Origin of the sequence: Muricoccus vinaceus (assembly GCF_042433125.1) — a bacterium.
Classification (GTDB): domain Bacteria; phylum Pseudomonadota; class Alphaproteobacteria; order Acetobacterales; family Acetobacteraceae; genus Roseomonas; species Roseomonas vinacea.
On sequence record NZ_JBHLVZ010000084.1, the window covers coordinates 445,970 to 464,090 of the forward strand.

13 protein-coding genes are annotated in these 18,121 nt (G+C 72.2%); 3 read left to right on the top strand and 10 right to left on the bottom strand.

Going from position 1 to position 18,121, the window contains the following annotated elements; genetic code table 11:
• Positions 1-9: 9 nt before the first annotated feature.
• The 5 genes from ACFFIC_RS25265 to ACFFIC_RS25285 are packed head-to-tail and all read right to left on the bottom strand — an operon-like array spanning position 10 to position 7,981.
• Positions 10-2,322, bottom strand: a complete 2,313-nt coding sequence (locus ACFFIC_RS25265; protein ID WP_377055594.1) for a xanthine dehydrogenase family protein molybdopterin-binding subunit — start codon at positions 2,320-2,322, stop codon at positions 10-12.
• The gene (locus tag ACFFIC_RS25270; protein ID WP_377055596.1) at positions 2,319-4,664 is read right to left on the bottom strand and encodes a transketolase; all 2,346 of its coding nucleotides are present in this window, start codon (positions 4,662-4,664) and stop codon (positions 2,319-2,321) included. Before ACFFIC_RS25270 ends, ACFFIC_RS25265 begins: the two co-directional genes overlap by 4 nt.
• A 37-nt stretch (positions 4,665-4,701) precedes the next feature.
• Positions 4,702-5,301, bottom strand: a complete 600-nt coding sequence (locus tag ACFFIC_RS25275) for a VOC family protein (RefSeq protein ID WP_377055598.1) — start codon at positions 5,299-5,301, stop codon at positions 4,702-4,704.
• A 26-nt stretch (positions 5,302-5,327) separates the two neighbouring features.
• Entirely contained in the window at positions 5,328-6,296 is a 969-nt protein-coding gene (locus ACFFIC_RS25280; protein WP_377055600.1) for a Bug family tripartite tricarboxylate transporter substrate binding protein, read from the bottom strand.
• A gap of 14 nt (positions 6,297-6,310) precedes the next feature.
• On the bottom strand, positions 6,311-7,981 hold the full coding sequence (locus ACFFIC_RS25285) for an FAD-dependent monooxygenase (protein ID WP_377055602.1): 1,671 nt from the start codon (positions 7,979-7,981) through the stop codon (positions 6,311-6,313).
• Between the two features lie 234 nt (positions 7,982-8,215).
• Here ACFFIC_RS25285 and ACFFIC_RS25290 point away from each other — a divergent pair, with 234 nt between their 5' ends.
• Positions 8,216-9,109: a LysR substrate-binding domain-containing protein gene (locus ACFFIC_RS25290; protein ID WP_377055604.1), complete on the top strand. Its 894-nt coding sequence runs from the start codon at positions 8,216-8,218 to the stop codon at positions 9,107-9,109.
• Between the two features lie 118 nt (positions 9,110-9,227).
• On the opposite strand, the gene ACFFIC_RS25295 is transcribed toward ACFFIC_RS25290, so the two are convergent.
• From ACFFIC_RS25295 to ACFFIC_RS25315, 5 genes are all read right to left on the bottom strand, one after another.
• Positions 9,228-10,199 carry a Bug family tripartite tricarboxylate transporter substrate binding protein gene (locus ACFFIC_RS25295; protein WP_377055605.1) on the bottom strand — a complete coding sequence of 324 codons (972 nt, stop codon included), beginning with the start codon at positions 10,197-10,199 and terminating at the stop codon, positions 9,228-9,230.
• Between the two features lie 110 nt (positions 10,200-10,309).
• Complete coding sequence (locus ACFFIC_RS25300) at positions 10,310-11,239, bottom strand: CobW family GTP-binding protein (RefSeq protein ID WP_377055607.1); 930 nt, start codon at positions 11,237-11,239, stop codon at positions 10,310-10,312.
• A complete protein-coding gene (locus tag ACFFIC_RS25305) occupies positions 11,239-12,714 on the bottom strand; it encodes an amidohydrolase family protein (RefSeq protein WP_377055609.1) in 1,476 nt (491 codons plus the stop codon). Before ACFFIC_RS25305 ends, ACFFIC_RS25300 begins: the two co-directional genes overlap by 1 nt.
• A 5-nt stretch (positions 12,715-12,719) precedes the next feature.
• Positions 12,720-14,306 carry an ABC transporter substrate-binding protein gene (locus tag ACFFIC_RS25310; protein ID WP_377055611.1) on the bottom strand — a complete coding sequence of 529 codons (1,587 nt, stop codon included), beginning with the start codon at positions 14,304-14,306 and terminating at the stop codon, positions 12,720-12,722.
• Positions 14,303-15,793: a M81 family metallopeptidase gene (locus ACFFIC_RS25315; protein WP_377055613.1), complete on the bottom strand. Its 1,491-nt coding sequence runs from the start codon at positions 15,791-15,793 to the stop codon at positions 14,303-14,305. Before ACFFIC_RS25315 ends, ACFFIC_RS25310 begins: the two co-directional genes overlap by 4 nt.
• 102 nt (positions 15,794-15,895) lie before the next feature.
• Here ACFFIC_RS25315 and ACFFIC_RS25320 point away from each other — a divergent pair, with 102 nt between their 5' ends.
• Positions 15,896-16,552, top strand: a complete 657-nt coding sequence (locus tag ACFFIC_RS25320) for a helix-turn-helix domain-containing protein (RefSeq protein WP_377055615.1) — start codon at positions 15,896-15,898, stop codon at positions 16,550-16,552.
• Between the two features lie 40 nt (positions 16,553-16,592).
• Complete coding sequence (locus tag ACFFIC_RS25325) at positions 16,593-17,837, top strand: NAD(P)/FAD-dependent oxidoreductase (RefSeq protein ID WP_377055617.1); 1,245 nt, start codon at positions 16,593-16,595, stop codon at positions 17,835-17,837.
• Positions 17,838-18,121: the final 284 nt, after the last annotated feature.

Below are 18,121 nucleotides of genomic sequence, written 5' to 3' on the forward strand. Positions count from 1 at the left end.
CGGCCGCGTCTATCCGGACCGCAAGGCCTGCCAGACGCGGGCAGCCGAGGCCGGCATCTCCAGGCGTCTCACACCCCGCGGGCGCAGCGCGTCGAGGATCGCGTTCATCGCGGTCGGCAGCGACCCCACGGTTCCCGCCTCGCCCACGCCCTTGACGCCCAGCGCGTTCCCCGGCGAGGGAACGAGCATCAGCTCGATCGTCACGCGCTTCACGAGGTCGGCGTGCGGCATGGCGTAGTCCATGAAGCTCGCGGAGAGCATCTGGCCTTCCTCGTCATAGCGGCAGACCTCCCCGAACACCTGTCCGAGGCCCTGCAGGAGGCCGCCCCAGATCTGCCCTTCCAGAAGGGCCTGGTTCACCACCACCCCGCAATCGTCCACGGAAACGTAGCGGACCAGCTCCGTCGTGCCGGTATCGGGGTCCACCTCCACCTCCGCGACGTGAGCGCCGGAGGGGAAGGCCTTGGGCGCCGGGAGCTCCGCGCGCCCGTCCAGCGCGCCGGGATGCGCGCGCGCGAGTGCGGAGAGGCCGATCGCGCGATCGGTGCCGACGATGTGGAAGGCGCCGTCCGCGTAGGCGATGTCCCCCGGATCGGCTTCCAGCGCCTCGGCCGCCAGGTCGCGGCCCTTGTCCAGCACCACGCGCGCCGCAGCGACCGCGACATTGCCCATGGACATCATCGTGCGGGAGCCGAAGGCGCCGCCGCCCTTCAGGGACGGTCCGTCCATCCGGCCCGCGCGCAGCGTGATGCGTTCCGGCTCCACCTGCAGGATGCGGGCGGCAAGCTCCGGCAGCACCGTCTCGTGCCCCTGGCCCGAGGCGATCGCCACCTCGTGGAGCAGGATGGAGCCGTCCGGCTCGAAGGTGATCGCGGCCTCGTCCGTTGGCGAAACGCCGCCCGCGGGCTCGATGAACACGGCGCAGCCGATGCCGCGCAACCTGCCGCGCGCCTCCGCCTCCTCGCGCCGCGCGGCGAAGCCGTCCCAGTCCGCCTGGGCCAGGGCCGCGTCGAGCAGGGCGTGGAAGTCGGCGCTGTCATAGGCCTCGGCGGCGGGCGCGGAGGGAATGGCGTAGGGGAAGGCCTCGCGCGGGATGAAGTTCCGGCGCCGGATCTCCAGCCGGTCCAGTCCCGTCTCGCGCGCCGCCTCGTCCACCAGCCGCTCGACCATGAAGGCCATGTCGGGGCGGCCGGCACCGCGATAGGCGGTGATCGGCACGGTGTTGGTCACCCCCAGCCGCGTGCGGCCGCACACCGCCGGGATCGCGTAGGCGCCGCCCGCCATGAGCGCCGCGTTCACCGTGTTCGTCACCGCTCCCGCCGCAGAGGGATAGGCGCCGAGATCGCAGACCCAGTCGTGCCGGATCGCGAGAAACCGGCCCTCCGCATCCAGGGCGAGCTCCGCCGACATCCAGACCGCGCGGCCGTGATAGTCGCTCAGGAACGTCTCGGACCGGCTGGCGACCCACTTCACGGGCCGCCCGACGCGCCGTGACGCCAGCGCCATCGCGGCGTATTCCGGATAAGCGTTTCCGCGGATGCCGAAGGCGCCTCCCACGTCCTCGGCGTGGACGCGCACGCGCTCCGGCGGCAGCCCTGTCAGGCCCGCCAGGCTCATGCGCATTCCCGTGCTGCCCTGGGAGCTGCTCCAGAGGTCGAGCACCTCCCCGTCCCAGGCGGCAAGCGCCGCCTTCGGCTCCATCGGGTTCCCGACGACGCGGGCGCTCTCCTGCTCCAGGCGCACCACATGGGCGGCGCGCGCGAAGGCCGCGCCGACCGCCGCGCCGTCGCCGAAGGCGGTGTCGAAGGCGAGGTTGCCGGGCACGTCGTCGTGCAGGAGCGGCGCGCCGGCCTCCAACGCCGCCCGCGCATCCACCACGGCCGGCAGGTCGTCGTAGTCCACCACGATCCGTTCCGCCGCGTCCTGCGCCTCATGGGCCGTTTCCGCGACAACGATCGCGACCGGCTCCCCGACGAAGCGCACGCGGTCCAGCGCCAGGGCGGGGCCGGTGGGCACCTTCATCGGTTCGCCCCGCGCCGGCGGCATGAGCGGCTGGCCACGGTTGTAGCCTGCCGCGGCCGCGTCGCGGCCGGTCAGCACCGCGAGCACGCCCGGGGCGGCGAGCGCGGGGCCCACGTCCAGTGCGGCGATCCGCGCGTGCGCCCGGTCGGCGCGCAGGAACGCCGCATGGGCCTCGCCCGGCAAGCTCCGGTCCGCCGTGTAGCGGCCGGCGCCCGTCAGCAGGCGCCGGTCCTCCCGCCTTCCCTTGAAAGGGGTGCTCGTCGTCGTTCCCGTCACGTTGTGCACCTGGTCCTTCGTCATACCGTTCGAAGGTGCCGCACGGGCCGTCCGGGCGCCAGCGCTTCCGCCGCGCGCATGATCGCCGCCGCGTCGATGCCATGGTGACGGTAGAGGTCGGCCACGGTGCCGGTCTGGCCGAAGTGCTCGACGCCGAGGGAGCGGATGCGATGGCCGTGCACGCCGCCCAGCCAGGCGAGGGTCGCGGGGTGGGCGTCGAGCACGGTGACGAGTGCGGCGCCCCGGGGAACGGCGGCGAGCAGCGCCTCGACGTGGCTCTCCGCGCGGCCGCCGGCCTCCCGAGATCGCATGGCCTCGTTCCAGCCGGCGTGGAGGCGGTCGGGGGAGGTGATGGCGAGGAGCCCGACGTCGCGACGGTCCTCCGCCAGCAGCCCGGCGGCCTCCAGGGCCTCCGGCGTCACGGCGCCGCAGCAGGCGATCACCGCGGCGGCGTTCGGGCCGGGGCGCCGGTGCCAGTAGCCGCCCGCGACGATGTCGGCGGCGAGGGCGGGCGTCATGGCCCGGCGCGGCTGCTCGACCGGGCGGGTGGTGAGGCGGAGATAGGCGGAGCCGCCGTCCGCGGCCTGAAGGTGCGCGAAGGCGTGGCGCATCAGCACCGCGAGCTCGTCGGCATAGGCCGGTTCCCAGCAGGCCAGCCCGCCCTGCGCCATGCCGATGAGCGGCGTGTTCGCGGACTGGTGCGCCCCGCCCTCGGGCGCCAGGGTCACGCCCGAGGGGGTGGCGACGAGCAGGAAGCGCGCGCCCTGGTAGCAGGCGTAGTTCAGCGCATCCAGGCCGCGCGCGATGAAGGGATCGTAGAGCGTGCCGATGGGGATGAGCCGTTCCCCGAAGGTGTCGTGCGCCAGGCCCAGCGCCGAGAGGTTGAGGAAGAGGTTCATCTCGGCGATGCCGAGCTCGATGTGCTGGCCCCTGGGGGAGAAGTGCCAGTCGAAGGTCGAGGGGATGCGCTCGCGCTTGAAGGTGTCGGCCAGCTCGGCGCGGGCGAAGACGCGGCGGCGGTTCACCCAGGGGCCGAGATTGGTGGAGACCGTCACATCGGGCGAGGTGGTGACGATGCGCCGGGCCAGCTCGCCATCGGTTTTCGCGAGATCGTGGAGGATGAGGCCGAAGGCCTGCTGCGTGGAGAGCACGGGCTGCGCGGGCGCGGGAAGCGCCTCCGGCACCGGGATCGCCGGCGCGCTGCGGCGGGCGCGGGGGCGGGCGGCGAAGGGCACGCCGGCGAGGAAGCGGCGAAGCTCCTCCTCCGGCAGGTCGAGCCCCTCGAAGAGGTCCCACTCATGGCCCTCGCGGATGTTCATCGCGCGGCGGAAGCCGTCCATCTGCGCGGGGGTGAGAAGGCCCGCGTGGTTGTCCTTGTGGCCCGCGAGCGGAAGGCCGTGCCCCTTGATGGTGTAGGCGATGAAGCAGGTCGGGCGGTCATGGGCGCGGGCCGCCCCGAAGGCCTCCAGCAGGGTGGGGAGGTCGTGGCCGCCCAGGTTGCCCATCAGGGCCGCGAGCTCGTCGTCGGTGCGGCGCTCGATCAGCGCGGAAACGTCCCCCTGGTCCCCGAGGTCGTCGACGAGGCGGCGGCGCCAGGCCGCGCCGCCCTGGAAGGTGAGCGCGGAGTAAAGGCTGTTCGGCGCCGCCTCGATCCAGGCGCGAAGCCGCTCGCCGCCGGGTTCGGCGAAGGCCGCGCGCTGCAGGGAACCGTGGCGCAGCACCACCACGTCCCAGCCGTAGTTGCGGAAGGATGCCTCGTGGCGCTCCCACAGCCCTTCCCGCACCACGGCGTCGAGGCTCTGGCGGTTGTAGTCCACCACCCACCAGAGGTTCCGGAGGCCGTGCTTCCAGCCCTCCATCAGCGCCTCGTGGATGTTGCCCTCGTCCATCTCGGCATCGCCGAGGAGGGCGATCATGCGCCCTTCCGCCCCCTGCCCCATGCCCTTCAGGCGAAGGTAGTCCTGGGCCAGGGAGGAGAAGAGCGTTTGCGCGACGCCGAGACCGACCGAGCCGGTGGAGAAGTCCACGTCCGCCGTGTCCTTGGTGCGGGACGGATAGGATTGCGCGCCGCCGAAGCCGCGGAAGTCCCGCAGCTTGTCCCGCGCCTGGCGGCCGAGGAGGTACATGAGGGCGTGGAAGACCGGCGCAGCGTGCGGCTTCACCGCCACCCGGTCCTCCGGCCGCAGCACGGCGAGGTAGAGCGCGGCCAGGATATGCGCCATGGAGGCCGAGGAGGCCTGGTGGCCGCCGACCTTCACGCCATCCCCGCCGGGCCGCACATGGTTGGCGTGGTGGATCATCCAGGTGGAGAGCCACAGGGCCTTCCGGTGGAGGGCGGCAAGGAGGTCCGGTCGGGGATCGGCCATGCGGGTCATCCTTTCGTCGCTCCCCGCCGCACCGCCTCTAGGAGGCCGGGGCGGGGCTGGGCGTGGGAAGGCCTATGTTGGGCGCCGTGGCGGGCGCGTAATCCCCTGCCCGGATCGCGGCCTGGAGCGCCGCGAAGCCGGCGCCCGCCGCATGCGCCTCGAACACCGGGCGCGGGTCGAAGAAGACGCCGATGGGATTTTCCCTGAAGACCGGCGAGGTCCGCATCCATTCGCTCGACTTGTCCCAGTCGCCGAAGTTGTCGCTCTGGAGTTCGACGAAGTTGCCCTCGGGATCGCGATAGTAGAGCGAGATGGTGAGACCGTGCTCCAGGCAGAAGGCCGGCTCGATCCCCTCCCGCGCCATGCGGTCGTAGGAGGACATGAGGTCCGCGAAGCTCTCGTACTCGAAGGCGGAATGGTGCATCCCGTTGTGGAAGCTCTTGCGGTCGTCGTCGCCGAGGCCGGGGGCCGAGAGCAGGGCGATGCGGTGGTTCGCCGCGTCGTTCGTCATCCAGGCGTTCATTCCGTCCCGGAAGTTCACGCGGGCGCCGATGACGGCGCCGTACCACGCGATCATCTCGTCGAGCCGCGTCGTCTTGAGCGTGACGTGGTGCAGGGCGGGGCGGATGATGTCCATTTCGGTTCCTCCTTTGCTGTTGGGCATCAGTCGAGCGAGGCGCCGACCTCGGCGATGAGGCGGCGATAGACCGCGCGGTCCGCCGAGAGCGAGGCGGCGAACTCGGCGGGGGTGCCGGCCACCACGTCGGCGCCGAAATCCCGCCGGAGGCGCTCCCGTATCCCGGGCTGCGAGAGCACGCGGCGGACGTCGTCCGCGATGCGGCGCACCACGCCCTCCGGCACCGCGGCGGGGCCCAGCAGGCCGAACCAGCCGCGCGAGGTGAAGCCCGGGATCGTCTCGGCCGCCGTCGGGACGTCGGGGATGGCGGGATCCCGCTCGGCGGACGTGACGGCGAGGCCCTTGAGGAAGCCGCCGCGGATCTGCGGCGTGATCACGGGCGTTCCGTCGATCAGCAGGTCCACGCGCCCCGCCGCGACGTCCTGCACGGCCCCGGCCATCGAAACATACGGCACGTTCACCATCGGGATGCCGAGCGCGGTCTTCACCCGCTCCCCCACGAAGCGCGGAAGGCCCGTGGCGCTCAGGGTGGCGAAGGTGATCCCCTCCGGCCGTCCCCGGGCCCGGAGCCCGTCCAGGCCGGCATAGGGCGCGCCGGGTCGGCTGGCCACGATGAAGGGCGTGGTGGCGAGAAGGGAGACCGGGGTGAAGTCGCGGTCCCCGTTGAAGGGCACGTTCCGCATCAGCCCCTCGTTCAGGAGGAGGAGCGAGGCATGGGCGAAGAGCAGGGTGTGACCGTCCGGCGGCGCCGTGGCCACCGCCCCCGCCGCCGGGTTGCCGCTGGCGGCGGGGCGGTTGTCCACCACGACGGGCTGGCCCCAGAGGGCGCCCAGCCGGTCCGCCAGCAGGCGGGCGATGACATCCGGCGCCCCGCCCGCGGGAATGCCCACGAGCAGCCGGACCGGCCGGGTCGGGAAGGCCGCTTCCTCCGCCTCCGTCCTGTGCGCCCATGCCGCCGCGACGGCTCCCGCAACCACGCTCCTGCGCGTCGGCATGGTTTCCCCTCCCCTCATGTTGTCGCTTTCCCGACCGGCAGCTTGCCGCCGGCGGCCGAAGGCGTGCCGCCGCGCGCGCGGTCGAGGATCGCGCCCGCGCCCTCCGCGGACATCCCGCGCCAGGCGACATGGCCATCGGGCCGTATCAGGCAGAGCGCCGCCTCGTAGCGGGGCCGCAGCCGCGGATCACCGGGGGCGAGCACCGTCAGCGGCAGGTCCCGCGCCGCCGCGGCGGCCGCGAAGGGGCCCGCGGCGGCGGCGGCGCCCTCCGTGACGAGAAGGGTGAAGCCAGGGCCGAAGTGGTCGAACAGCGAGGTTCCGTCCGCGAGCCACAGATGCGGCGCGCGGCATCCCGGACGCGCCGAGGGCACGTAGACCGTCGCGCTCTCCGCCGGGGCCGGGCTGCCATCCGGCACCACGAGCGGCGAGTTCCCGTAATGCGTGCCGAGGACGAGGCCGAGCGTCATGAACTCCCGCACCTTCGTCATGCGGATGATCGCGCCGACCTCCCGGCGCGTCGCCTCGCCCAGCGGGCCGTCCTCCTCCAGGCCGGGCTGGACCAGGTGGTTTCCGACGAGCCCGTAGTTCACGACCGACTCCGCGATGGTCCGCTGGTGAACCGGGCGCCGTTCCGCCTCGTAGGAGGCGAGCAGGGCCGGGCCGCCCCAGCCCCGGAGCGTGGCGGCGATCTTCCAGCCGAGGTCCACCCCGTCCCCGATCCCCATGTTCATTCCGAAGCCCCCGAAGGGCGGGTGCAGATGGGCCGCGTCGCCCGCGAGGAACACGCGGCGCGTGGCGTAGCGGTCCGCGATCAGCTCCTGCGCCACCCAGGGATCGGTGCGCAGGATCTCCACCGCGAGGTCCGGCAGGCCGGTGCCGCGCCGGATCAGCTCCACCGGGTCGATCGCCGCGGGATCGTGGCCGTCGGGCAGGCGGGTCGCGATGAAGGACCACAGGCCCGCTTCGTCCAGCGGCCCGAGGACGGAGGGCACGTCGGCGTTGACCATCCAGTACATGATGCCCGGCCCGTGCCGGCCTCGCGCCGCGAGGCCGGGCGCGCGGAAGATGACGTTGATGTTGGCCGCGAGCGCGCCCGCCCCGGTCATCCGCGCTCCGATCGCGCCACGCACCGCCGAGCGCGACCCATCCGCGCCGATCACATAGGCACTCCGCACGTGGCGCGTCGCTCCGCTCGCGAGGTCCCGGATCACGCAGGCGACGGCTTCGTCGGATTCCCCGAGCGAGACGAGTTCCTCGCGGAACCGCACCTCCACGCCGGGAAGGGACGTCGCGTGGGCGCGCAGCACCTCCTCCAGCACGTATTGCGGGACCCACTGTGCTTCCTCGGCGTAAAGGTTCGTGCGGGCGCGGGTGCCGTTCAGCGCGTCCTCGAAGCGCGCCAGCTCCGGCCCATCCATGCGCGTCGCGAAGATGATGGTGGACGGCCGGTCCGGATGGATCGGCGAGGCGCGGCGCAGCGCGTCGGCGATGCCCCAGCGCCGCAGGTGCTCCCGCGTGCGCACGTTGGTTGTTTTCGCACGGGGAGCGTAGCCGACGCGGTCGTTCCGCTCGACGACGAGGCAGCGCACGCCCCTGTGGCCGAGCTCGATCGCGGCGGCCAGCCCCACGGGTCCGGCGCCGACGATCAGCACCTCGGGGTCGGCCGCGCCGCTCACGCCCGGCACGGCATGTTCCGTCGGTTCACCGTTGTTTCCTCCCGGGCCGCCGGGATCGCGCCGTTCACCGGAGTGGAGGCGCGACCCTTTCCAGCATTCCGGGGTGGAGCATGCCTTGCCGGGGGATGCTCACAAGATGCCGGTTTGATCGGAGCGATACCCGTATGGTATCGCCCTTCCGGCGTCCTCCTCCCCTTGCTGCCCGGCGCGGCCCCGCGCGGAGGCGGGCGTGGAGGAAGCGCCGTGAAGCTGCATCACCTGCAGGAAGTCGTCGCCATCGCGGAGCATGGCAGCATCCGCGCCGCCGCCCGCGCGCTGAACCTCGCCCAGCCCGCCCTGACCCGCAGCCTCGCCGACCTTGAGCGCGAACTCGGCGTGCCCCTGTTCGAGCGGCACGCGCGCGGCGTCGTGGCGACGTCCGCCGGAACCGCGGTGGTCGGCCGCGCGACCGCCATCCTCGAGGATCTGCGGCGTGCGCGGGAGGAGGTGGCCCAGCTTCGCGGGGCGACCGGCGGGACGGTGGCGGCGGGCTTGTCGACGGCCGCGCATATCGGGCTGCTGCCCCCCGCGCTGAGGCCCTTCCGCGCGCGCTATCCGGACACGCAACTCCAGATCATCGAGGGCCTCTATCCCACGCTGGAACCCCTGTTCCGCACGGGCGTGCTCGATTTCTACATCGGGCCCGACCCTGGATCACCCCTGCCGCCGGGGCTTGCGGGGGAGGTGCTGGGGCCGGGCAACCGGGTGGTTCTCTGCCGCAAGGGCCATCCCCTTGCGGGGGCCCGGTCCCTCGCGGACCTCGTCGGCGCCGACTGGATCACGACCTCCGTCACCGCCGATGCGGCGGACGAGATGGGCCGGCTGTTCGACGCCCATGGGCTGCCTCCGCCGCGCCTCGCCGTGCGCTCGCGTTCCGCCCTGACCGTGATGACCTGCCTGGCGCACAGCGACCTGCTGGCGATGGTGCCGCGTGGATGGACCCGCTTCGCCCTGACGCGCGAGGCGCTCATCCCCGTGGAGGTCGCGGAGGAACTCGCTGCCCCCGCGATCATGCTGATCAGGCGCCACGACCTGCCTCTGACGCCCGCGGCGACGCATCTGCTCGATCTCATGCGGCGCGCCATCGGACGCCTGTAGGACGGAGCGGCGGACGCGAAGAGGCGAAGAGGCGAAGAGGCGAAGAGGCGAAAGGCGCGCCCGGTCGCGGCGGCAGCGGCAAGCGGGAGCGGTGCGGCGCTCCCGCCCTTCGTTCAGGTTATTCGTGGGCCATGCCGAGGTCGCGCAGAACCTGGCGGTTGCTGTCGCTTTCCGCGACGAAGCGCTCCCGGAACTCGGCACCACTGGCGTAGCTCGGCACGGCGTTGAGGCGGCCGGCGGCGGTGCGGAAGCTCTCGCTCGCCACCGCCTCGCCGCAGGCGCGCTGGATAACGGCGGCGATCGCGTCCGGCAGGCCGGCGGGGGCGATGAGGCCGCCGGCGGAGCTGCCGACGATGGGGTAGCCGGCCTCGGTGACCGTGGGGACCTGCGGAAGGGAGGCGATGCGCGCGGCGTTGAAGACGCCGGCCACCGGCAGGCCGGTGGAAGCGGGAATGGAAGGGCTTTCGACGAAGGCCATGATCTGGCCGCCGAGCGCCGCCTGCGCCATCGGGCCGGCGCCCGAGAAGGGGGCGTGGAGCGCTTCCACCCCGGCGCGGCGCAGCAGGTTGGCGATGAGGATGTGCTGGGTGCTGCCCTGGCCCGGCGAGCCGTAGACGAGCGCCTCGGGCTTCGTGCGGCCGAGGGCCACCATGCCGGCGATGTCGCGGAACGGCGCGTTGCGGCCGAGGACGAGGACCTGCGGGTTGTCGTACACCAGGCAGAGGAAGCGGAAGCTGTTGAGCGAGTAGCTGAGCGGAACAAGATGCGTCTGCGCCGTCAGCGGCGTGTTGGGCGAGAGGCCGATGGTGTAGCCGTCCGGCCGGGCACGGGCGACCTCGGCGTCGCCGATCGTGCCGGATGCGCCGCCGCGGTTGACCACCACCACGCCCTGTCCGAGCGCCTGGGACAGCGATTGCTGCAGGGCGCGCGCCATCAGGTCGGTGTTGCCGCCGGGCGGATAGGGGACGATGAGCTGGATGGGGCGGGCGGGATAGGCTTCCTGCGCGCCGGCCCCGCCGGACAGGATGGCCAGAGGGGCGAGCAGGCCGAGGCAGCGGCGGCCGATCCGGTTCCACCATTCCTGGGGCATGACATCCTCCGCGTCCGTTGTTGCCGGTGACCCTAGGGGAGCCATGCCGGCGGCTCAACCGGACCTCGCGCCCCGGTGGCGGGAGCCTGGAGGGCGGCCGGGGCCGGATCTCAGGCGCGGCAGTCGTTCAGCAGGGCACGCACCGCATCGGGCTGAAGCCGTCCGTTCTCCGCGATCAGGACAAGCCGCACCGGGGCCACGCCGGGCGGAGCGGCGGGAGCCGCGCCGAAGGTCGCGCGCTGCCCGACCATCTGGAACAGCATCGGGTGCTGCTGACCTTCGAAGCGCAGGATGCCCTTGGCGCGCACGAGAAGCGGTGCGAGGCGGCTGACCGTCGCCTGGAAGCGCGGCAGCGACAGGGGACCTTCCGCCGTCCAGCTCAGGCTTTCGAAGCCGGGGGTCGCGAATCGGCTGGCCGCGGGCAGCGCGCGATCCGGGAAGGCCAGCGGGTCATCCGAGAGGAAGAGACCGGCCGGCACGCGGCCGCATCGGGTTTCCAGCACGGTCCGGCCCGGCAGCAGGGCCGCGAGCCGGGCGCGGATATCCGCCAGCTGCCCGGCCGGCACGGCATCGGCCTTGTTCAGCGAGATGACGTCGCCCGCGCGGAGCTGGGAAAGCAGCAGCGCGTCGTCCAACATTGCCGGCCGATCGGCGAGCGCCTGCGCGTCCGCCACGCAGAGCACGGCGTCGAGCGCGGCCTCCCGCCAGATCACGGGGTCCAGAAGGCTGCGCACGATCTCGGCGGGGTCGGAGACGCCGCTGGTCTCGATCACGATGCCCTCCGGCGCCGGGTCGCGCCGCAGGAGGAGCGAGAGGGTCCGCAGAAGGTCGCCCTGCAGCGTGCAGCAGATGCAGCCGTTCTGCAGCGCCACCATCCCCTCGGCGCTTCCGGCGAGCAGCTCGGCATCGATGTTGATCGCGCCGAAGTCGTTCACCACCGCCGCCAGCCGCTTGCCGTGCGGGGCGGTCAGCAGGTGGTTGATCACCGTTGTCTTGCCCGCACCCAGGAACCCGGTGACGAGCAGCACGGGGACGCTCATCAGCGCCGGACCGGCTTCCCGGGACGCGCGGCGGTCTCGAGTTCGCCGCCCGCGACGACCGCGACGCCGTTCACCAGCACGTGGCGCATGCCCTCGGCCGCGCGGTTCATGTGCCGGAAGTCGGCGCGGTCGGTCAGGGCCTCCGCGTCGAAGATCACGATGTCGGCGTCGCAGGCCGGCTGCAGGCGTCCCTTGCGGCGCATCTGCGGGGTGCTTTCCTCCAGCACCCGCGCCGGGATCAGCGTGCATTTGGCGATGCCGTCCAGCAGCGGCATCGTGTTCCGGTTCAGCACGTATTGCCGCAGGAAGCGCGTGAAGGTGCCGGAAGAGCGCGGGTGGGAGGAGGCCTCCGCCGGCAGCGGCCACTCGTCGCCCGTGTAGACGGAGGCGTCCGGCAGGGTCCATGGCATGGCGTCGGACGCGATGGCGCCGCCGGGGTAGAGGATGGAGGTGTCCAGCAGGTCCTGGTGCCGCGGCTGCACCTCCACGTCGAGGAAGTGGAACAGCACGAGCGAGGCCGGTGCCTCCTGCTGCGCGGCCACCAGTTCGTCGCGCGAGGCGAAGCGGTGGCCGGTGGAGACCATCTGGACCGAGCCGTAGTCGCGGCCCGTGCGTTCGGAGAAGGCGGGGTCGGTGAAGAAGGCGGCGCCGAGGACGGTGGAGCCGGAGCCGTAGGGATAGGCCTCCACCGTGATCTTCAGGCCGAGCGACTGCGCCTTCCGCACCAGCTCCGCCGCACGCTCCACATCCAGCAGGCTGGTGCTGTTGAAGTGGCAGATGTGCATGTGGGCGCCGGTGGAGCCGGCATAGCCGATCAGGCGCGTGTAGGCCTCGATGGAGCTTTTCGGATCGACGTTCGACATGTAGGCGATGTGCGTGTAGGTCGGCACCCCGCGCTCCGCCGCCAGGCTGCAGACAAGGGACATCTCCTTGACGCCCGTGCCGGGGGCGTAGGCGCTGGGCAGGCCGATGCCGATGCCGCCCTCGTCCAGGCCCTCGCGCACGCGGCGCAGCACCTCCGCCACCTCGGCGTCCGTCGCCACCTCGTCCATCCAGCGGCGCTCGCGGGTGGCGCGTCCCATGAAGCCGAGCTCGGGCTCCGGCTCCATGCCCGTCATGGCGGCGATGCGGGCCGAGACCCAGGCGGCGGCGGTGCCGTAGTTCAGCACGCGCCCCGCCGCGGCCTGGCGCTCGTACCAGAGCCCGACCGGCAGCACGCCGACCTCCAGCTCCAGCGAGGTGGTCACGCCGTCGAAGGCCTGCATGCGGTCGGCGGGAATGGACTGCCCGTGGGCGTGCAGGTCGATGAAGCCCGGCGCGACGACGAGCCCGGCGGCGTCGATCTCACGCCGCGCCGCCCCCTCCACCGCGCCCACGGCGACGATCCGGCCCTGCGCGATCGCGACGTCGCCCGTGGAGTCCAGGCCTGTCTCCGGGTCGAGCAGGCGTCCGCCGCGTATGATGAGGTCGTGCATGGGGCTCAGGCCTTCCGCAGGTTCCAGAAGACGGGCGCGGTGCCCGGCAGGACGTCCCGGAGGCTGTTGCGGTATGCGGTGGGCTGCTGGATGGTGCCGATCGGCACGTAGGGCACGGTGGCGAAGGCCTGGCGCTCCATCTCCGCGGCCAGCACCTTCTGCGCCGCCGCGTCCCTGGCGCCGAACCAGTCGGTGCGCAGGGCCTCCAGCTTCTGGTCGGTGAACCAGCCGGCCCAGCCCGCGCGGCCGTTCCCGCGCAGCGCGAGGTGGGAGGCGGGGCTCATGAACTCCGGGGCGACGGCGGTGGTGTGGAAGATGTTCCAGCCGCCTTCCTCGGGCGGCTTCTGGGAGGCGCGGCGGGCCAGCACCGTGCCCCAGTCGGTCGCCACCAGCTCCACGTTCATCCCGAGGCGCTTCAGGAGGTCCGCCGTGATGTCGCCCATGGGCGCGAGGAACGGCATGTCGGTGGGGGAGATGACCACCACCTTGCGGCCGTCGTAGCCGCTGGCCTTCAGCATCTCCCGTGCCCTGGCGAGGTTGGCCTCCATGACCTCCCCGCCGGCGCCGGTGGAGAGGGGCGTGCCGCAGGGGAAGAAGGCCTTGCACTCGCTGAACAGGGAGGGATCGCCGACCATGGCCTGGAGGTAGTCCGGCTGGTTCACCGCGTGCAGCACGGCCTGGCGCACGCGCACGTCGTCGAAGGGCGGAAAGAGGTGGTTGAAGCGCAGCAGCACGTAGACGCCGAGCGGGTCGCGCGTGGTGATGGTGATGTCGCGGGAGCGGCGGAGGATCGGCAGCAGGTCGGTGGGGGCATTCTCGATCCAGTCCACCTGGCCGGTCGAGAGGGCGGAGACGGCGGTGGAGCTGTCGGGGATGACCTTCCACTCCACGCGGTCCACGTTGACGCGCTTGCCGCCGGCGGCGCCGTCCGGCGCCTCCGCGCGCGGCACGTAGCCGTCGAACCGGGTGTAGACGGCCTGGCTGCCGGCGACCCACTGATCCTTCACGAAGCGGAAGGGGCCGGAGCCCACGGCTTCCCGGATCTGTTCCTGCGGCGATGTCCGGGCCAGCCGTTCGGGCATCATGAAGGGCACGGGGCTGGACAGCTTGCCCAGCGCTTCCGCCAGCAGGGGGAACGGCGCCTTCAGCCGGAAGCGCAGCGTGCGGTCGTCCACCGCCGAGAGATCGTCGGTCTGCGCCATGAGGGTCGCGCCGAAGCCGTCTCGCGCGGCCCAGCGGCGGATGCTGGCCACGCAGTCCTGCGCGCGCACGGGCTCGCCGTCGTGGAACCTCAGGCCGTCCCGCAGGCGGATGGTCCAGGTGCGGCCGTCATCCGCCACCTCGTGGCCCTCGGCCATCTGCGGCTTCACCTGGAACCTGGCATCCATGCTGTAGAGCGTGTCGTAGACCATGTAGGCGTGGTTCCGGACCACGTAGCCGGTGGTCCAGACCGGATCGAGGGCGGCGAGGTCCGACTGGGGCACGAAGCTCACGACCTTCGCGCCCTGCGCCACCGCCGGGCGGCCGAGGCCGGGCGCGAGCGCCGTCGCGGCGGTGGCGCCCAGCAGGGCGCGGCGGGTGGAGGCGGTCATGCGGCGGGCTCCTGGAGGGTGTTGGTCGGCGTGAAGGGATCGGCCACGCGGGGCCAGTAGGGGCGGGTGCGCTTGCTGAAGGGAATGCTCGCGTAATCCGGCGGAATGGCGCCGGGCGCGGCGACGTAGCGGATCTCGCGCGCGACCGGCGCGAAGGCGGCGTGGAAGTGCTGGGTGGACTTCACCACGACGAGGTTCTTGTCGGCCAGCGTGATGCCGAGCCCGGTGAAGGCGTCCGGCGCGAAGGTCTGCTGGCGCCTGCTGACGAGGACGATGTCGATGCCGTCCGCGGACACCCAGGCGCTCGGCCCGAAGCCCGCGCGGCCGCCGCTCAGCCCGGTCTGCGTGAAGTCAGGATCGAGCCTGCGCACCGTGACCATCAGGTCCACCGGATCGCCGGATGAGGGGCCGCACTTGCCGCCGATCCGCAGCAGGAAGGCCGCGCCCTCGCCGGCCTCGGTGCAGAAGGCCACCGCCTGCGGGTCCCAGAAGCAGCCGATCGCGGCGTTCCTCACGCCCCGGTCCACCAGCCGCCGGAGGATGGCGGTGTTGTCCGAGGGTGCGCCGCCGCCGGCGTTGTCCGCCACATCCGCGAGGACCAGCGGGCCGCCCTGGCCGGACAGCGCGCGGTCGATGCCCTCGTCGATGGTGTCGTGATGGGTGGAGGTGGCCTCGCGCATGGCCCAGATCTCGTCGCCCAGGCGGCTGGCCAGGGCCTCGGCCTTCTCCCTGTCGCCGTCGGCGATGACGACCACCTTCGCGCCCACCTCCTCCACGTCGCCCCAGGGAAAGCCGTGGCCGAAGGAGACGGAGAGGATGCCGTCCTTTCCTTCCAGGGACTGCATGCGCGCGACAAAGGACCGCATCGGCTCCTGCGGCGTGCGCCACATGCTGATCATGCGGCAGTCGTGATAGGCCGTGACCGGGTTCACCTCGCCCCGCGCGGCGCGGGTGCAGAGGGCGTACAACTCCTCCGCCCGCTCGGCCATGTCGATGTGCGGGTATTCCTTGTAGGTGATGATCGCGTCCGCGTTCCTTCGCATCAGCTCCGTCAGGTGGCAGTGCAGATCCAGCTCGATGCCGATCCTGGCGGTGGGGCCGACCACCTCGCGGACGCGGGCGAGCGTGTCGCCCTCGCAGTCGTCATAGCCATGCGCGACCATGGCGCCGTGCATGAAGAGCAGCACGACGTCCACCGGACCGGCGGAACGCAGGTCGTCGAGCAGCATGTCGCGAAGCCCCTCGTAGACATGCCGCAGCGTGGTGCCGGCCGGCTGCGCGAAGGTGCAGAGGCTTTCGGCGACATCGTGCCCCCCGGCCTCCGCCAGGCGGCGCCAGGCGATCAGCGGGATGTTGCCGGCAACGGGCGGATGGCGGCTGCCGTCGTCGCGGAACCAGACCCGCTCCTCCTTGAATCCGGCCCAGCCGGTGGGAATGGGCGAGAAGGTGTTGGTCTCGGTGGCAAGCCCCGCAATGAAGATCCGCACAGCCTGCACCTCCTGTCTTTCGATCTGGCATCCGGCCGAACGAACACCTACGATGCGTCAAGATTTGATCGATAGTGAAATTCCACGATCGGATGTGTCAACATGCATGAGGTCGCCGACCTCTCCCCCGGCCGCCCCTCGCTCGGGGAATCCGTGCGCGCCGCGCGACAGGCGCAGGGCCTCACGCTGAAAGAGGTCAGCGCCCGCTCGGGCCTCGCCGTATCCACCCTCTCGAAGGTGGAGAATGGCCAGATGTCGCTGACCTACGACAAGCTGCTCGCCCTCAGCGAAGGGCTGCGGGTCAATGTCGCCAAGCTCTTCGAGGCGCCCGGCGCGGCGCGGCGGCCCGTCACCGCGCGGCGCAGCGTCAGCCGCGTTGGGGAGGGCCAGCGGGTTCGGACGGACTGGTACGACTACCTCTACCAGTTCGCGGACATCGCGCGGAAACGCATGATCCCGATCCTGGCGGAGCTGCATGCCCGCTCCCTCGCCGAGTTCGGCTCCCTGATCCGGCACACGGGCGAGGAGTATTGCCACGTGCTTCAGGGCCGGGTCGCGGTTCACACCGAGTTCTATGCGCCCGACCTGCTGGAACCCGGGGACGGCATCTACCTCGACAGCAGCATGGGCCATGCCTACCTCAACGCCGGCGACGGCCCCGCACGCGCCGTTGTCGTCTGCTCCGGGATCGATCCGGAGCTGGACGCGGCGCTGATTGCGCTGCTGAGCGGACGCCGGCGCGGCGCATCCGAACCGTGACCCGGTGAATGCAGCCCCGCGGCGGATGGAGATTCAGGGCATGGCGCAGTCGGCGATCGTGCTGGGCGCGGGGATGGTCGGCGTGTCCATCGCCCTGCACCTGCGGCAACGCGGATGGGAGGTGGCGCTCGTGGACCGGCGGCCGCCTGGGGAGGGCGCCTCCTTCGGCAATGCCGGGCTGATCCAGCGGGAGGCGGTGCACCCGCACCCCTTCCCGCGGCGCCTCGCGGAGCTCACGCGCATCGCCGGCAACCGCGGCGTGGATGCCGTGTACCATCCTTCCGCCCTGCCTGGCCTGGCCTCGCCGCTTCTGCGCTACTGGTGGCATTCAGAGCCGGGGCGCTACGAGGCCGTGGCCCGGGCCTATGCCCGGCTGATCGTCACCTGCCTGGATGAGCACATGGCGGTCGCGCGCGATGCCGGCTCGGCGGAACTGCTGCGCCCCATCGGCTGGATGCGCCTTTTCAGCACCGAGGCGCAGCTGGACCATGCCCGGCAGGAGGCCGAGGCGGCTCATCGCGACCACGGGGTGGGCTATCGCGTGCTGGATGCCGGCGCCCTGGCCGAGGCGGAGCCGCACCTCATGGTCCGGCGCGCCGGGGCGCTGCACTGGACGGATCCCTATTCGGTCAGCGATCCCCATGCCCTCACCACATCCTACGCGCGGCTCCTGGAGGCCAGGGGCGGCCGCTTCGTCCTCGGGGAGGCCGCGACGCTGGAGCGCGCCGGGGCCGGCTGGCGCGTCCAGGGGGCGGAGGGACCGGTGGAGGCCGCCCACGCCGTCGTGGCCCTTGGCGCGGCCGCCGGTACGGTGACACAGCGCTTCGGCTATGCACCGCCGCTTTTCGGCAAAAGGGGCTACCACCACCACTACGGCATGCGGGGGAATGCGGTGCTGAACCACCCCTTCATCGACGAGGCCAGCGGCTTCTGCCTTGTTCCCATGCGGGCCGGCATCCGGCTCACCACCGGCGCCGAGTTCGCCCGCCCCGGCGCGCCGGAAACGCCCATCCAGATCGAGCGGGCCGAGCCGATCGCGCGTTCCCTCCTGCCGCTGGCGAATAAGGTGGAGGACAAGCCGTGGATGGGGGTGCGGCCCTGCACGCCGGACATGCTGCCGGTGATCGGCCCCATAGCCGGGCATGACGGGCTCTGGGGTGCCTTCGGCCACGCCCATCAAGGCATGACGCTGGGGCCCACCACCGGGCGTCTCCTCGCGGAGATGATGGATGCGAAGACGCCCTTCATCGACCCGGCACCTTACCGCGCCGAGCGGTTCTCCTGAGCGTTCGGCCGATCCTCGGCAGGGTTACCCACCCGCGGCTTCCACGGGGCAGTTGGTTCAGGGACGACCGCAAGGTTGAGCGCGATGGCTCTGGCGGTGGGCCGGGATGACGGCGTGGCAGGGTTCGCCAATGGGAAGGCGCCGGGCCTGATGAACGGCAGCATGCGGGCGGAACCGGAGTCTTGCTCCACCGGCCAGCTTCCCGCCCCTCCCGGCGGCGGCGTCCTCCGTCCGGACGGACCGCAACACGCCGCTCAGTCCCTTCACCGTGAAGCCCGGCCGAA

Coding starts and splice junctions, on each gene's coding strand:
- ACFFIC_RS25265 (WP_377055594.1), bottom strand. CDS start 2,322: ATGACGAAGGACCAGGTGCACAACGTGACGGGAACGACGACGAGCACC.
- ACFFIC_RS25270 (WP_377055596.1), bottom strand. CDS start 4,664: ATGGCCGATCCCCGACCGGACCTCCTTGCCGCCCTCCACCGGAAGGCC.
- ACFFIC_RS25275 (WP_377055598.1), bottom strand. CDS start 5,301: ATGGACATCATCCGCCCCGCCCTGCACCACGTCACGCTCAAGACGACG.
- ACFFIC_RS25280 (WP_377055600.1), bottom strand. CDS start 6,296: ATGCCGACGCGCAGGAGCGTGGTTGCGGGAGCCGTCGCGGCGGCATGG.
- ACFFIC_RS25295 (WP_377055605.1), bottom strand. CDS start 10,199: ATGCCCCAGGAATGGTGGAACCGGATCGGCCGCCGCTGCCTCGGCCTG.
- ACFFIC_RS25300 (WP_377055607.1), bottom strand. CDS start 11,239: ATGAGCGTCCCCGTGCTGCTCGTCACCGGGTTCCTGGGTGCGGGCAAG.
- ACFFIC_RS25305 (WP_377055609.1), bottom strand. CDS start 12,714: ATGCACGACCTCATCATACGCGGCGGACGCCTGCTCGACCCGGAGACA.
- ACFFIC_RS25310 (WP_377055611.1), bottom strand. CDS start 14,306: ATGACCGCCTCCACCCGCCGCGCCCTGCTGGGCGCCACCGCCGCGACG.
- ACFFIC_RS25320 (WP_377055615.1), top strand. CDS start 15,896: ATGCATGAGGTCGCCGACCTCTCCCCCGGCCGCCCCTCGCTCGGGGAA.
- ACFFIC_RS25325 (WP_377055617.1), top strand. CDS start 16,593: ATGGCGCAGTCGGCGATCGTGCTGGGCGCGGGGATGGTCGGCGTGTCC.